This window comes from Pseudomonas xionganensis (genome assembly GCF_009763245.1).
GTDB lineage: Bacteria > Pseudomonadota > Gammaproteobacteria > Pseudomonadales > Pseudomonadaceae > Aquipseudomonas > Aquipseudomonas xionganensis.
The window spans coordinates 1,448,095-1,463,066 of the sequence record NZ_WKJZ01000001.1 but is presented as its reverse complement, the minus strand read 5'-3'; the positions used below and the strand labels follow the sequence as shown (position 1 = coordinate 1,463,066).

At 63.5% G+C, this 14,972-nt stretch carries 10 protein-coding genes; 5 read left to right on the top strand and 5 right to left on the bottom strand.

The features are described from left to right. Positions 1 to 11: 11 nt before the first annotated feature. Genes GJV18_RS06670 through GJV18_RS06660 form a run of 3 tightly spaced genes read right to left on the bottom strand, consistent with a single transcriptional unit; the run spans position 12 to position 2,690 of the window. Entirely contained in the window at positions 12 to 614 is a 603-nt protein-coding gene (locus tag GJV18_RS06670) for a DUF6160 family protein (RefSeq protein WP_325065245.1), read from the bottom strand. Beyond that, entirely contained in the window at positions 604 to 1,647 is a 1,044-nt protein-coding gene (locus tag GJV18_RS06665; protein ID WP_160343919.1) for a hypothetical protein, read from the bottom strand. Before GJV18_RS06665 ends, GJV18_RS06670 begins: the two co-directional genes overlap by 11 nt. Positions 1,648 to 1,649: 2 nt before the next feature. After that, complete coding sequence (locus GJV18_RS06660) at positions 1,650 to 2,690, bottom strand: DUF6160 family protein (RefSeq protein WP_160343918.1); 1,041 nt, start codon at positions 2,688 to 2,690, stop codon at positions 1,650 to 1,652. 268 nt (positions 2,691 to 2,958) lie between these two features. Here GJV18_RS06660 and mksB point away from each other — a divergent pair, with 268 nt between their 5' ends. The 3 genes from mksB (at position 2,959) to mksF (ending at position 7,913) form a co-directional block, all read left to right on the top strand. Next, on the top strand, positions 2,959 to 4,200 hold the full coding sequence (gene mksB / locus GJV18_RS06655) for an Mks condensin complex protein MksB (protein WP_160343917.1): 1,242 nt from the start codon (positions 2,959 to 2,961) through the stop codon (positions 4,198 to 4,200). 192 nt (positions 4,201 to 4,392) lie between these two features. Beyond that, positions 4,393 to 5,088, top strand: coding sequence for an Mks condensin complex protein MksE (gene mksE / locus GJV18_RS06650; RefSeq protein WP_160343916.1), 696 nt, complete (start codon positions 4,393 to 4,395; stop codon positions 5,086 to 5,088). Further along, positions 5,085 to 7,913 (top strand): Mks condensin complex protein MksF, encoded by a 2,829-nt coding sequence (gene mksF, locus GJV18_RS06645; protein ID WP_160343915.1) that lies wholly within the window; start codon positions 5,085 to 5,087, stop codon positions 7,911 to 7,913. Before mksE ends, mksF begins: the two co-directional genes overlap by 4 nt. Before the next feature lie 89 nt (positions 7,914 to 8,002). Here mksF and GJV18_RS06640 read toward each other — a convergent pair whose 3' ends face one another. Then, a complete protein-coding gene (locus tag GJV18_RS06640; protein WP_160343914.1) occupies positions 8,003 to 9,373 on the bottom strand; it encodes a DUF1329 domain-containing protein in 1,371 nt (456 codons plus the stop codon). Between the two features lie 28 nt (positions 9,374 to 9,401). Further along, on the bottom strand, positions 9,402 to 11,159 hold the full coding sequence (locus GJV18_RS06635) for a DUF1302 domain-containing protein (protein ID WP_160343913.1): 1,758 nt from the start codon (positions 11,157 to 11,159) through the stop codon (positions 9,402 to 9,404). Positions 11,160 to 11,643: 484 nt separating this feature from the next. Here GJV18_RS06635 and gcvH point away from each other — a divergent pair, with 484 nt between their 5' ends. Both gcvH and gcvP read left to right on the top strand, forming a co-directional pair. Beyond that, positions 11,644 to 12,027 carry a glycine cleavage system protein GcvH gene (gcvH, locus tag GJV18_RS06630; protein WP_160343912.1) on the top strand — a complete coding sequence of 128 codons (384 nt, stop codon included), beginning with the start codon at positions 11,644 to 11,646 and terminating at the stop codon, positions 12,025 to 12,027. A 9-nt stretch (positions 12,028 to 12,036) separates the two neighbouring features. After that, the gene (gene gcvP / locus GJV18_RS06625; protein ID WP_160343911.1) at positions 12,037 to 14,889 is read left to right on the top strand and encodes an aminomethyl-transferring glycine dehydrogenase; all 2,853 of its coding nucleotides are present in this window, start codon (positions 12,037 to 12,039) and stop codon (positions 14,887 to 14,889) included. The last annotated feature ends 83 nt before the right edge of the window (positions 14,890 to 14,972 follow it).

Below are 14,972 nucleotides of genomic sequence, written 5' to 3'. Positions count from 1 at the left end.
ACAGGGCTCCTCTACTTCGGGAAGATCAGGACATTGCCCTGCATACGGATGCTGCCGTCGATCTTGGCCGAGAAGATATTGGTCTGCTGATAGGCCGGGTTGCCGCCATTGGCCTGGCTCAGGGAGCTGTTCTGCCAGCCGCCCTGATTGGCCACACCAAAGGCGAAGCTGCCGTCCTTGAACTTCACCTCGCTGGGCAACCCGAACTCCAATACGTCCTGATTGAAATTGGCGCCATCGCCACCGAAGCCATCGTTGATGGTGCGGGTGCGCAGAGTCAGGCCCTCGAAGCTGAAAATGCCCTTCATATTGTCCAGCACATACCAGCCGCCATCGGCTTCACTGCGCACCGCAATGCGCAGACCACAATGCTCCACCGCACTGGCGCCGGGGGTGGCGCAGCTGCGTTGATCAGCACTCCAGGTAGCCGGGTCGTTATTCAGCGGCAGACTCCAGAGCACCCCGCCATCCTTGTTGATGCTGAACTCGCCAGACAGATAAACCCCACCCTGGCCGTTGAGCTGGCTCAGGGTCTCGTCATCCAGCGCCTGCATTTCGGCCAGGGCCGGCAGGCTCAGGAGCATCACGCAGAGCGCAAGCAGTCTAGAGGTCACGGCTGGTCACCTTCAGATAGTTAAAGCTCAGGCCACGAATCTCGCTCTGGCCAAAGTTGTAACCGCCGGTGGGCACCTGGCCGTAGCCCGGGCGAGTGCCGCCGAAGTTGAGGTTGCCGATCACCAGGTTGGTACGCGGCGCATTGGCGTAGAAATCCGCGGCCAGGGCATTGCGCTCGGCCTGGGTGGTGCCGGCGGCCACCGGGTTGGGCAGCTCCAGCACAAACTGGCCATTGCTGTTGACGTCGAACAGCAACGGCTGACTCTTGCCGTAACCCAGGGCGATATTGGCAAAGGCGTTGGTCAGGTAGGCGGTGCGCGCCGCCTGCTCGGCCGTGGTCGCACAGTTGGCGGCACCGGCGGCGCAGGACATCAGCTCCAGGCTCTTGGCGAAGATATTCACCCGCGCCTCGCCCACCAACTGCGCTCGGGGATCATCCCCCCACAGACGCAGGTAGGAGCCATCCATCACCAGCTCGGCGATATCGATATTGAGGATGTCGGTACGCCCGGCGGCCACCTGAAAGTCGAAGCGAATGCCCATATCCACCCGCCCTTCGGCACGGGTCGAACAGTTGCTGCCGGCGGCAGCGAAGCCGGCGATACAGGCCTGGCCGCCCACACCGATCAGGCGCTCGGGAAAATTCAGCTGCAGCACGCTGACATTGTTCGGCGTGGTCTGCACCCAGGCTCCGTCATCGCGCAGGCTGCGCAGATCCTCACCCTTGGCCAGCCCCAGGGTAAAGGGGTGATCGAGACGGCCGATGGTCACCGGGTTGAGCACCGCGCCCTTGTTGCTGCCGGTGGCACCCAGGTAGAACTCCTTGACCGAGATCGGCACGTTCTGCCCGTTGGCGTTATTGATATCGTTGATGGTGATGGTGGCCTGGTTGGCGTCGAACAGCACGCCATCGAGCACAAAGCCGATACCGGCGCCTTGCACCGCGGAGAGTTCGTCATCCTCCAGGGCAACCATTTCGCCATGGGCCTGGGTGATCCCCAGGAGCAACAACAACGGCAGCCACTTGCCCATGTTCAGCACCCCCTGTCTGCGGTTCCGAAGCAGGTGTCCTGCCGCGGAATACCGTTAAAGGCTTCCTGGAAACTGGTATTGATCGCCGCCGAGCCATCGGCATTGCGCGGGATATTCATAAAAGCACCCGCCAGGGCGGTGATGAATTTGCTGGCGTCCTGCTGATCGCGCCACTGCACGTTCTGGCTCTGCATGGAGAGAAATACGCCCTTGGCGGCACTGGCAAACTGCTGGCTGTTATTGGGGTTGAGCTGACCAATCGGGAAGCTGCCATAGTTGGCCAGGGGGAAGCAGGTCTGGGTACTGAGCAACTCGCAATTGCTCGAAGAAAACAGGCTCAGCAGAAAATTGTCGAAACCGGAGCCCGAAGGGATCGACAGTTTCTGCCCATCCACCATCCCGATCATGGTGGCGCGCACCGGATCGGGATCCCCCACGCCATTGACCAGTTGGGCCTGGGCGCTGAAATCACTGTTGGCATAGGCACCGCCCACCAACCCCTTGGCACTGGCGCAGATCAGGTCATACCAGGCGCAGTTCATCTGCGTGGCCAGGTAGCTGCCCTTGCCGTAGAGATCCACGGCGATATTGCCGGTCATGCGGTTGATATCCCCGGACAGATAACCCTGGGCTTCGCTAAAGCCCAGGCGCACGCCCACCACCTTGTTGCCCGAATAGGCCAGTTCAAGAAAAGGATTCTTGATCAGAAAGGGATTGACCTGCCCAGTGGCATCGTCAACCGTGCCCAGGGCGAAGTTATTGATATCGATATCGGCGGTATTGGCTGCCTCACCCGCCCGTGAATACAGGCCCAGCTGCAACTTCTTGATATTGAGCTGGGCCGCCACATCCATACCGAAATTGATCCGGGTGAAATCCAGCCCGTTGGCGCTGTCGGTGGTCAGGTTGATAAAGGCCTGCCCGGTGATATCCGACAGCTCGCTGTCCTCCAGCTCCACCATGCGCGCCTGGGCAGCCGTGCTCAAAAGAGCCGCGCAAACACAGGCGATAGCGGTTTGGGCAAGGCGAAAGGGCGAGCGCATGGCGTGATCCTTTATTGTTATAGGCGCCGCCAGCCAAAGGCGGACGGCCTTGGATAGCACTATAAAAAGCCTGCTGCCCCAGCGTGCCAACCCATAGTCGAGAAAATCCGGGTAAAACGACGCCAGAAAAGTGTCAGCCCCGGCCCCACTGTTACCCATAGTCACACCGGGCGTTACCTGCCATGGAACGATAACCGGCACTCAAGCCTTGCCCCCTGCATGCAGTACAATCGCCCCTTTTTGCGAAAGCCGCGGAGCGCCTGCCCCGATGATCGACCCCAAGCGCGTATTGCGCGCCCTTGCCGAACACTGGACCTTGCTGGAGCCGTTGTGCGAGCGCTTCGACGCCGGCACCCTGAGCCTGGTGGAGCTGCGCAACCAGCTGGCCGCCCAGCTGCCGGAAGGCACGCCCACCGACGTGACCGCCCTGCTCGACCAGTGGATTCGCCTGGATATCCTGGTGCCGGTGGCCAAGAGCCCCAACCGCTTCGAACTGAATGCTCAGATCCATGACTTTCTCGCCTACCTGCGCCGCGAACACCGCCTGGGCCTGTGCCTGGAGATCGAGGCCTACCTGCGCCACCTGGAGCGCCTGGCCGGCTATATCCAGGACGCCTTCGAGGTGCGCGACGCCAGTGATCTGGCGCGCCAGCTGCGCCTGCTGGATATGCGCGTGCGCGATGTTTTGAAGAAGCTGGCCAACGACGAGCAGGCCCTGGTGGCCGTGGCCGAGCGGGCCAAGACCAGCGATCGGCAGATCCCTCTGCGCCAACGCTACGCCGAGGTGCTGGCCACCTGGGACGAGTATGTCGAGCCAATGATCCAGCTGGTGGCCGCCGACGGCGCCTTCGAGCAGGGCGTGTACCGCGTCGAACATGTGCTGCTGCGCCTGCTCGGCGAGCAGCAGCGCCTCGGTCAGCTGGTTGACGACGACCTGCTGCTGCGCACCCATGCGCGCATCCTGGAAATGCAGACCACCGCCCAGCTGACCCTGCGCCGCGCCCGTGAGCTGCTGCTGCCACTGCGCGAGGAAGCGCGCCGGCACAACGCCGTGACCCGTGGCGCGGCCCTGGCCCTGTCGGTGATCCGCAAGAAGGGCCTGGACGCCCTGCCGCAGGCCAGCATGCCGCTGTTCAGCCGACCGCAGAGCACCTTTCTCGGCAGCGCCAGCCAGGTCGAGGCCTATGTCTACGCCCTGGCGCGCTTCCAGCCCAAGCCGGCGCAGTTCCCCAAGGCCAGCGCCAGCCGCCGCGGCCCGGCGCCCAAGGCGCCGCGCACCGCCCGCGAGATGATCGAGCGCTGCGAACAGGCCCTGCCCCTGCCGGACCTGATGACCTGGCTGCTGGAACAGGAGCCGGAAGGCGCCACCGACGAGCTGCTCTACTGGTTCTCGCGCCTGTCGCGCGATGCCCGCTTCCAGCGCGAACGCCTGGAGCGCCGCGACTACCTGACCCGCGAGCATCAGGTCAGCCTCAGCTCCTTTGCCCTGGTGGGTCGCCCCAATGCTTAAGCGCGGCGAAGAGCGGACAACGCCCTGTTTGTCCGCATTGGCGATTGCCGAGCGGTGGACGGATGAAGCGTCGTCCACCCTACTCCAGCATTGCGTAGGGCGGACAACGCGCAGCTTGTCCGCCACCAACCCTCTTCACGGTGGAAAGCGCTATTCGGTTTTCCACCCTACGACTGCCTGCGAGCATCACCTATGAATATCGACCTAAAGGAACTGACCCAGCTGGCGCCGATCTTCCGCGAGCTGTTCAAGGGCTACCATATCAGCCGCAGCAACCCGGAGCTGTACACCCAGCTGTCCAGCCAGCAGGACGCCTACCGCGCGCTGTTCAAGGCCCAGGGGTTCGAGCTGGTGTGCGACAGCCGCGGCTTCTACTACTTTGTCCCCGAGCAGATGGGTGCCCAGGTCAACAAGACCGCCCAGCGCCTGGCACTGTTTACCTTTATCCTCGTTGAACATCTGGCCGACCAGGGCCGCGATCCGCTGGCGGTGCTGGACGGCGGCAGCCTGGGCCGTGACGAGCTGCCGGCGCTGCTGGAAAAATACCGCGATCTGTTCCTCCAGGCCGAAGTCACCACCATTGAGGAGCTGGAAGAAAAGGTCATGCGCCGCCTGACTCAGCTGGGCTTTGCCAGTGAAGACAACGGCATCTACCGCTTCCTCGCGCCCATGCACCGCTTCCTCGATGTGTGCCTGTCGGTGCAGCAGGACCGCGACCTGGCCGCCACCCTGCACAGTGCCCTGCCCCTGCCGGAACTGGTCAGCGAGGAGCCCGAGGAAGAGCCGATCGTCAGCCTGGAAGCAGCCGACGACGACCTTGAAGACGAAGAAGTCGCCCTGGCCCGCGCCATGGCCGAAGAACGTGAAGCCCAGGAGATAGATGCATGAGCCAGGAACGCTACGGCATCCGCCGCTTCGCCCTGTTGAACACCGCCGGTTACAGCCTGGGGATCTTCCCCCTGGAAAACCCGCTGTCGGTCTATGGCGCCAACAACCTGGGCAAATCCGCCTCGATCAACGCCCTGCAGTTCCCGATCCTGGCGCGCATGTCGGACATGAGCTTCGGCAAGTACAGCCTGGAGCAGTCGCGCAAGTTCTACTTCGCCTCTGACACCAGCTATATCCTCGTCGAAGTCGCCCTGCCCCACGGCCCCCATGTGATCGGCGTGGCCGGGCGCGGCCCGGGCGGCGGCTTCGGTCACCAGTTCTTCGCCTATGCCGGCGAACTGGATCTGGAGCATTACCAACAGAACGGCACCTGCCTGCGCCAACGCGAACTGTTCAATAATCTGGAGCGTGCCGGGATCAAGGCCTATGAACTCAAGCCCGAGGAGCTGCGCCGCCTGCTGGTGGGCGGGCACACCTCGATCCCCCTGGACCTAACCCTGATCCCCCTGCGCTCCACCAGCGAGCAGAGCCTGAAGACCTTCCGCGCCCTGTTTATCAACCTGCTGCATATGCGCGAGATCACCGCTGCGAAATTGAAGCAGCTGTTTCTCGATGCCTTCGAGCACAGCCTGCGCTCGGGCAGCGTCGACTATATCGCCGCCACCGAAGAGGCGTTCCGCGATGTGCGGCGTATGGAGCAGGACTACCAGGCCCTGGTCGCCGCTGGCCCGCTCATCGAGGCCCTGGCCGGCGGCGTGGCCCAGCGCGAGCTGCTGCGCGGCAAGCTGCATCGCCTCTCGCCGCTGCTCGACTCGCTGCTCGGCACCTGGCACGACTACGCCGGCGCGCGCCGCGAGGAACTGGTGATCCAGGCCGAGCACTACCGCGGCGAGCAGGACGGTCTGCAGCAGGAACAGCGTGGCGGCACCCAGGAACTGATGCGCCTGGAGCGCGAGATCAGCGAGATCCAGCGCTGGCTGGGTGAGCTGGCGGTATTGAAGAACCGCTTCGCCCTGGTGGACGACGCCAAGGTGCTGGAAGAGCAGCTGCTGGCGGCCAAGGACGCCCACGACGAGCTGGCCGGTGCCCTGGCGCAGTCGCGCCAGTTCTCCGCCGAGGATCTGGACGAGCGCCTGCGCGATCTGGAAAAACGCCTGAAATCGGTGAAGCAGCAGCTCGATCACGCCGACAACAACAGCTACTCGCGCCTGCGCGAGGAATTTAGCCAGCAGGATGTGGACCGCCTGATGCGCCTGTTCAATGGCCAGCTGTTCAGTCTGCCGCTGGGCGAGAAAGGCATCCAGGCCGAGGGCGAGGATTGGGTCAAGGCCGTGGAGGCGGTGCTGGATCGCTTCAAGGGCGACACCTTTAGCGTGCCGGGCCTGTCCATCGACCTGACCCATATCGAACCGCCGGTCCTGCAGGCCCTGGCCGACCGCGCCGCCCTGCGCGACCAGAAGGATCGCCTGGAGCGCGAACTCAAGCAGCTCAAGACCCAGCAGGCGGTGGCCAATGACCGCGCCGCCAGCAAGGCCCAGGCCGAGGCGCTGTACCAGGCCGTGCTGGATGCGCAAAAGGCGCTGGAAGACTTCCGCAAAAGCCAGACCCTGGCGGTTGAAGAGCCGCACAAACTGGAGCAGCTGGTCCAGCTGGAAGCCGCCCAGGACGAACTCAAGCGCGCCAGCGACGCCTTTACCGAGCGTGTGCAGCAGCTCTCCGCCAAGCTGCAACTGGTGGGCCGCCAACTGGCCGATCTGGAGGCCAAGGAGCGCACCCTGGAAGACGCCCTGCGCCGCCGCCAGCTGCTGCCGGCCGACCTGCCGTTCGGCACGCCCTTTACCGATCCTGTTGACGACAGCCTGGACAACCTGCTGCCGCTGCTTAACGACTACCAGGACGCCTGGCAGGGCCTGCAGCGTGTCGACGGGCAGATCGAGGCGCTGTATGCCCAGGTGCGCCTGAAAGGCGTGGCCAAGTTCGACAGCGAAGACGATGTGGAGCGCCGCCTGCAGCTCTTGGTCAACGCCTACGCCCATCGCCAGGACGAAGCCCTTACTCTAGCGAAGGCCAGACGTGCGGCGGTCACCGATATCGCCCGCACCCTGCGCAATATCCGCAGCGACTACGACAACCTGGAACACCAGCTGGCGCTGTTCAACCGCGAGATCAACAAGCGCCAGGTGTCCAACCTGGAGAGCTTCCGTATCGTTCTGGCGCCGAACAAGGAGGCCCTGCGCCATATCGACCAGATCATCCACAGCGCCGGCCAGTACGAGGAAGGCGAAACCCTGTCGGTGTTCGACCTGCAGCAGAGCAGCGAACAGGACGCCAAAAACGAGGAAGCCAAGGACTACCTGTCGCGCCTGGTGGCGGCCAACGGCAACCAGCTGGGGCTCAAGGACCTGTTCGAGCTGGCCTTCGAAATCACCAAGGTGCACGGCACCCCGGTGATCCATACCGATATCGATGGCGCGGCGTCGAACGGCACCACCATGACCATCAAGGCCCTGACCAATATGTACCTGCTGCTGCACCTGATGGACCGCGAGCAGGCCGGCAAGGTGCGCCTGCCCTACTACCTGGACGAGGCCGCGGATATCGACGAGAAGAACCAGCAGGCCCTGATCGAAACCAGCCTGCAACTGGGCTTTGTGCCGATCCTGGCCTCGGTCAAACCGCAAGTCTCGGCCCATGTGGCCATCGACCTGGAAGGCGGCAGCGGCCCGGGCGGCATCTATATCGACGAAGCGGACTGGAAATATATCCGCCCACGGGAAAGTGCCAAGGCCAGAGTCGACACCGAGGAAGCGGTCGAACTGACCTGAGCCCCACCCCGAGCCGCCCTGCACCGCAGGTAAAAAAAAGCGGCCCGAAGGCCGCTCAATACGGAGTCGTGACGATGCAGTGGCGGGCGTTAGCGCACCCCTGAGCTGCGCAGGGCCGCCGGAGTGTAGTCGGCGCCGCTGGCCTTGAAGCCGAAGCTGTAGGCGGACTTTTCCTCGTTTTTCATGCCCAGGGCCAGGTAGCGACCGGCAATCACGTCGTAAAGGGCTTCCAGGGTGTAACCCGGTACCTGATGGTTGTAGTACTGCTGGGCATGCCCCTCGCCCACCCGCCACAACTGGCCACGGCCGTCGTAGTGGTCGACCAGGGCCAGCTGCCAGCTGTCCTCATCGAAGTACATATGGCGCTTGGCATAGATATGCCGCTCGCCGGATTTCAGGGTCGCCTCCACTTCCCATACCCGGTGCAGCTCGTAGCGGGTCAGGTCCTGGTTGATATGCCCGGCCTTGATCACCTCGTCGTACGTCAGACTGGGCGAATCCAGCTTGAAGCTGTTGTAGGGGATATACATCTCCTTCTTGCCCACCAGCTTCCAGTCGTAGCGATCCGGGGCGCCGGAGAACAGATCGAAGTTGTCGGCGGTGCGCATGCCATCGGCAGCGGTGCCCGGCCCGTCGTAGGCCACCTGGGGGGCACGGCGCACACGGCGCTGACCGGCGTTGTAGATCCAGGCCAGGCGCGGCTCCTTGACCTGGTCGATGGTCTCGTGCACCAGCAGCACGTTACCGGCCAGACGCGCCGGCGCGGTCACCCGCTGCTTGAAGTAGAGCAGCACATTGGCCGCCTTGGCCGCATCCACATCGGGCATATCGGCCGGGAACGCCACCTCGTCCTCGAATTTGACCAGGCTGTAGTTGCCATTGGTCTGCGGCGTGGCCTGGGTGATCAGGCGCTTGACGTTGCCGCCGCGGTAGCGGGTGATATGGTTCCACACCACCTCGACGCCATTCTTGGGAATGGGGAAGGCGTAGTAACGGCTGTCGCTGAAGTTTTGCAGGCCGTTGCCTCCGTCAATGGCGCTGGTGTTCAGCGCGCTGCGCCTGGCCGCGGCATAGATGGCCTCCGGCACCGCCGTGGTGCGATGGCTGGGGTAGACCGGGATCTTGTAGCTGTCCGGGTAGCGCTTGAGCATGGCCAGCTGGCCGGGAGACAGCTTGTCCTGGTACTGCGCGGCGTTGCTCGCGGTGATGGTAAACAACGGCTGCTCAGCCGCGAAGGGATCGGCGAGGAAGCCCTTGCCATCCACCGCCCCGGCATCGCGGGGCAAACCGCCGCCCCAGGCCGGGATACTGCCATCGGCATTGCCGGCCATTTCCGCCCCCAGGGGCGTCAGCGTGGTGCCCAGTTGCGCCGCCTCTTGCTCGGAAACTGCCGCCATGACACTGCAGGCCAGCAGGCTCAGGCCCAGTGCCGCGGTTTGCAGGATTCTTGTGCTTTTCATTGGTTACGGATCCTTTGCGCAGAGTTGATCAGAAGTTCACGCCGAAGCTGAGCGCGACAAAATCGCGGTCGATCTGGGTGTTGTAATCGCCGCCGAAGAAGTCGGTGTAGGCCAGGCTGGCGGTATAGGTGTTCTGGTAGTCGGCGTTCAGGGCCAGGCTGATGGCCTTGCTGCCCTCGTTGAAGTTCGGCCCGTAACCGTCGACGTCATGGGACCAGGCGATGCTCGGCGACAGGTTGACCCCGGCGAACACGTTGCTGTAGTCGGCGATGGCGCGCAGGCGATAGCCCCAGGAGCTGCTGGTAAAGAAGCCCTTGTCGTTGCACTGATCAGGGTTGGGAATATTCAACCCCAACTCGCAGGTGCCGGCCGGCGCGGCCAGCTCGCCGATGCCATAGACCGGGTCACGACCGAAACGCAGTTCACCGACGCCGCTGTCGATGCCACTGATATGGTTGTAACCCACCTCCCCCACCAGGGTCAGACGACTGGCGCCGAGCACCCGGTCGAAGAAGTGAGTAGCGGTCACCTGGGCCTGGGTAAAGGGTTTGCGCACATAGCCCGGGATATCCCCACCCAGCACGGCCTCGGCATGGCCACTGGTAAACACCGGGGAAACCGCAGAGCCCAGGGAGGCAAAGGTCAGGTCAGTGGAGTTGATGCCCATGGGCATATTGGGCCGGTAGCTGAGTTCACCGGCCACCGAAGTGGCGCCCAGGGTGGTCTGAAAGCTCAGGCCGTAAAGGCGGATATCCTCGGGGTATTCGAGGAAGTAGCGAGCCGTCTGGGGCGTGCCATCGCGGGTGATCTGGAAACTGCCATTGGGCGAACGGCTGTGATAGTTCATCGCGTACAGGCCGAACTCGGTGTTGTTCAGCTGCTCGGCATACCAGCGCAGCGCCAATCCATACTGGCCGCTGTCGCGGGCATCGCGATCACCGGCCCGGGGGATATACACGGGATTGCCCGGTGCACCGGTGTTGTTCGACTGGCCCGGGGCCACATCGGCGCCGGCCACCACCAGGCGGTCCGCGCAGCCATCGGCGGCGGTATCGCTGGGGGCGAAGAAGGTGCCGCAGTTGTCGATGACGGTCTGGTCCCACTCCAGCTGGTAGAAGGCCTCCATGGACAGGCTGTCGGTCAGGCTCTGGGCGATATAGAACATGTTGACCGGAATCAGCCCCTCCTTGATCTCCGCCCCCGGGCGACGGAAGGCGGCCGCATCCACCGGATTGATCGAGTTGATCGAGTTGCCGATAAAGGTGCTCTCGCCCCAGCTGACCACCTGCTTGCCGACCCGCACACTGCCCGGCAGATTGCCCAGGTTGTAGTTGTGATAGACGAAGGCATCGAGAATCTCGGCGCCGGCAGCCTGAGCTGCGGTCTTGCGGTTACTGTCGTCGATGTCGTAGAGCAGACGGCTTTCATCCTTGGTCTCGAAGTCGTACCAGTACTTACCGCGGACAAACACCCCGCTGTCGCCGTACTTCAGTTCCAGATCGTGAATACCCTTGAAGATCTTGGAGAAGGTCTCGCCGCGCTTGAAGTTCAGCCGGCCATCATCATTGGTCTGGGAAGAAGCCTTGCCGCCGTTGCGGGTGCCCACCAGGTCCGGGTCCGCACCGCGTACCGACCAGCTGGCACCGATGGACAGGGAGGAGTCGAACTGCCCCTCGATTTCGCCCAGGCTGAAGTTCACGGCCTGGGCTGGTGCAACGCAACCCAGGGCGATGGCAACAGCCAGAGTCCGGGGCTGGAAGACGGCATGTCTTGTTGTTGTTCTCATGCGGCTCTCCTGAAAAGCAGGTGATGTGAAAGAGCCGTCACGCTAACCAGCCGCCAGGCACTGGATAAGCGCTCGAAAGCAGTAATCCACTGTCATCCGAAAGAGTGAATAGCGCCCTGTGGCGGGCCTTTACCGACCTGCCATGGATACAGCCGATAAGGCGCCATAGCCGGTATGAATACGCAGCCACCCGAAGGAATGTATCGATTTAGATACATCGTAATGAAATCGAAACAAAACCTGGAGCAGGCAGCAGTGGCGACCCGCACATGCGAGGCAGAACCCCAGGCCCTCCATTTGTATCGATTTCATTACAAAGAAACCTGAATACAACCATCTAAATCGCTTAACTGTATGATTTTATTGATAAAAATAAGAATGGCACCTAGTTTGCTAAGGTCTTCCCAACCGACTCGCCGCCCGGCGAGCCCCGCCCACATCGCCCCGCAGAGAAAGGGCGAGTCATCCCCCTTGAGGAGTACACATGAGCGAATTGCGTTTTACCGTCGAGCACGAATGGCTGCGTCAGGATGCCGATGGTCTGGTGACCGTGGGTATCACCGCCTATGCCCAGGAAGCCCTGGGTGACGTGGTGTTCGTCCAGCTGCCGGAAGTGCAGGGCTACGCCGAGGGTGATGAAGTGGCGGTGCTGGAGTCGGTAAAAGCAGCCAGCAATATCGCCATGCCGCTGGACGGTGAGGTGGTCGAGGTCAATGGCGAGCTAGAATCCAGCCCTGAGCTGGTCAACGAAGATCCCCTGGGCAAGGGCTGGTTCTTCCGTTTCCGGCCGGCCAATGCCAGCGCGGTAGCCGACCTGCTCGACCAGGCCGCCTACGAGCGCCTGCTCAACGCCAATGCTGACGCCTGAGAGATCGTGATGACCAAGCTGACCACCCAGAACGAATTTATCGCCCGCCATATCGGCCCGCGCGATGCCGACACCGCCGCCATGCTTGAACTGCTGGGCTATGACTCGGTGGACGCGCTGACCGACAGCGTGATCCCCGCCAGCATCAAGGGCACCAGCATCCTCGGCGACCAGCCGGGCCTGTCGGAAGCCGACGCCCTGGCCAGGATCAAGACCATCGCCGCCAAGAACCAGCAGTTCAAGAGCTATATCGGCCAGGGTTACTACGGCACCCACACCCCCAGCCCGATCCTGCGCAACCTGCTGGAAAACCCGGCCTGGTACACCGCCTACACCCCGTATCAGCCGGAAATTTCCCAGGGCCGTCTGGAATCTTTGCTGAACTTCCAGACCCTGATCAGCGACCTCACCGGTATGCAGATCGCCAACGCCTCCCTCCTGGATGAAGCCACCGCCGCTGCCGAAGCCATGACCTTCTGCAAGCGCCTGTCGAAGAACAAGGCCAGCAACGCCTTCTTCGCTTCGCAACACTGCCATCCGCAGACCCTCGACGTGCTGCGCACCCGTGCCGAGCCGCTGGGCATCGAGGTGGTGATCGGTGACGAAGCCGCCATCACTGACGCCAGCGCCTACTTCGGCGCCCTGCTGCAGTACCCGGCCAGCAACGGTGACATCTTCGACTACCGCGAACTGGTCGAGCGCTTCCATGCCGCCAATGCCCTGGTCGCCGTGGCCGCCGACCTGCTGGCCCTGACCCTGCTCACCCCGCCGGGCGAGTTCGGTGCCGACGTGGCCCTGGGCAGCGCCCAGCGCTTTGGTGTGCCGCTGGGCTTCGGTGGCCCGCACGCCGCCTACTTCGCCACCCGCGATGCGTTCAAGCGCGATATGCCGGGCCGCCTGGTCGGCATGTCGATCGACCGCTTCGGCAAGCCGGCCCTGCGCCTGGCCATGCAGACCCGCGAGCAGCATATCCGCCGCGAGAAGGCCACCAGCAACATCTGTACCGCCCAGGTGCTGCTGGCCAACATTGCCAGCATGTACGCCGTGTACCACGGTCCGAAAGGCCTGACCCAGATCGCCCAGCGCGTACACCAGTTCACCGCGATCCTGGCCAAGGGCCTGAGCGCGCTGGGCTACAGCGTCGAGCAGGAGCACTTCTTCGACACCCTGAGCATCAACACCGCCGGCCAAACCGCCGAGCTGCACGCTGCGGCTCGCAAGGCCGGGATCAACCTGCGTGAAATCGACGGCGAGCGCCTGGGCCTGTCCCTGGACGAAACCACCGACCAGGCCGCAGTTGAAGCCCTGCTGGCGGTATTTGCAGGCGGCAAGGCCGTACCGGCATTCGCCGAGCTGGCTGCCGGTGTCAGCGCCCAGCTGCCACAGGGCCTGCTGCGCGAGTCGGAAATCCTGTCCCACCCGGTATTCAATCGCTACCACAGTGAAACCGAGCTGATGCGCTACCTGCGCAAGCTGGCCGACAAGGACCTGGCCCTGGATCGCAGCATGATCCCGCTGGGCTCCTGCACCATGAAGCTCAACGCCGCCAGCGAGATGCTGCCGGTGACCTGGCCGGAGTTCGGCAACCTGCACCCCTTCGCCCCGGTCGAGCAGGCCGCCGGCTACACCCAGCTGACCACCGAACTGGAAGGCATGCTCTGCGCGGCTACCGGTTACGACGGCATCTCCCTGCAGCCCAACGCCGGCTCCCAGGGCGAGTACGCCGGCCTGTTGGCCATCCGCGCCTACCACCAGAGCCGTGGCGATGATCAGCGCGATATCTGCCTGATCCCGCAATCGGCCCACGGTACCAACCCGGCCACCGCCAGCATGGCCGGCATGCGCGTGGTGGTGACCGCCTGCGACAGCAGCGGTAACGTGGATATCGCCGACCTCAAGGCCAAGGCCGAAGAGCACAAGGATCGCCTGGCCGCGATCATGATCACCTACCCGTCCACCCACGGCGTGTTCGAGGAAGGCATCCGCGAGATCTGCCAGATCATCCATGACAACGGCGGTCAGGTGTATATCGACGGCGCCAACATGAACGCCATGGTCGGCCTGTGTGCCCCGGGCCAGTTCGGCGGCGACGTGTCGCACCTGAACCTGCACAAGACCTTCTGCATCCCCCACGGCGGTGGCGGCCCGGGCGTCGGCCCGATCGGCGTGAAGGAGCACCTGATCCCCTTCCTGCCCGGCCACGGTCATATGGCGCGTAAAGAAGGTGCGGTCAGCGCCGCACCGTTCGGCAGCGCCAGCATCCTGCCGATCACCTGGATGTATATCAGCATGATGGGCGGCGAAGGCCTCAAGCGCGCCTCGCAGATGGCCATTCTCAATGCCAACTACATCGCCCGCCGCCTGGAAGAGCACTACCCCGTGCTCTACACCGGCAGCAACGGCCTGGTTGCGCATGAGTGCATCCTGGATATCCGTCCGCTCAAGGATAGCTCGGGCATCAGCGTTGACGACGTGGCCAAGCGCCTGATCGACTTCGGCTTCCACGCCCCGACCATGTCCTTCCCGGTGGCCGGCACCCTGATGATCGAGCCGACCGAAAGCGAATCCAAGGAAGAGCTGGATCGCTTCTGCGACGCCATGATCGCCATCCGCAACGAGATCCGTGCGGTGGAAGCCGGCCAGCTGGATGCCAACGACAACCCGCTGAAAAACGCTCCGCACACTGCCCTGGAACTGGTCGGCGAATGGACCCACCCCTACAGCCGCGAGCAGGCGGTGTATCCGGTGGCCAGCCTGATCGAGGCCAAGTACTGGCCGCCGGTGGGCCGCGTGGACAACGTGTTCGGCGACCGCAACCTGATCTGCGCCTGCCCGTCCATCGAGGCCTATCAGGACGCGTAAAGAACCACCCCTCTCCCCCTGAGAGAGGGGCCGGGGGGAGAGGGTAAAGCGGTTGTCTACGCAGCCCCTCTCCCTACCCCTCT

What these genes read in the sequence shown, in the direction of transcription:
- mksB (WP_160343917.1), top strand. Translation starts at nt 2,959, where the DNA reads ATGATCGACCCCAAGCGCGTATTGCGCGCCCTTGCCGAACACTGGACC.
- mksE (WP_160343916.1), top strand. Translation starts at nt 4,393, where the DNA reads ATGAATATCGACCTAAAGGAACTGACCCAGCTGGCGCCGATCTTCCGC.
- mksF (WP_160343915.1), top strand. Translation starts at nt 5,085, where the DNA reads ATGAGCCAGGAACGCTACGGCATCCGCCGCTTCGCCCTGTTGAACACC.
- GJV18_RS06660 (WP_160343918.1), bottom strand. Translation starts at nt 2,690, where the DNA reads ATGCGCTCGCCCTTTCGCCTTGCCCAAACCGCTATCGCCTGTGTTTGC.
- GJV18_RS06665 (WP_160343919.1), bottom strand. Translation starts at nt 1,647, where the DNA reads ATGGGCAAGTGGCTGCCGTTGTTGTTGCTCCTGGGGATCACCCAGGCC.
- GJV18_RS06635 (WP_160343913.1), bottom strand. Translation starts at nt 11,159, where the DNA reads ATGAGAACAACAACAAGACATGCCGTCTTCCAGCCCCGGACTCTGGCT.
- gcvH (WP_160343912.1), top strand. Translation starts at nt 11,644, where the DNA reads ATGAGCGAATTGCGTTTTACCGTCGAGCACGAATGGCTGCGTCAGGAT.
- gcvP (WP_160343911.1), top strand. Translation starts at nt 12,037, where the DNA reads ATGACCAAGCTGACCACCCAGAACGAATTTATCGCCCGCCATATCGGC.
- GJV18_RS06640 (WP_160343914.1), bottom strand. Translation starts at nt 9,373, where the DNA reads ATGAAAAGCACAAGAATCCTGCAAACCGCGGCACTGGGCCTGAGCCTG.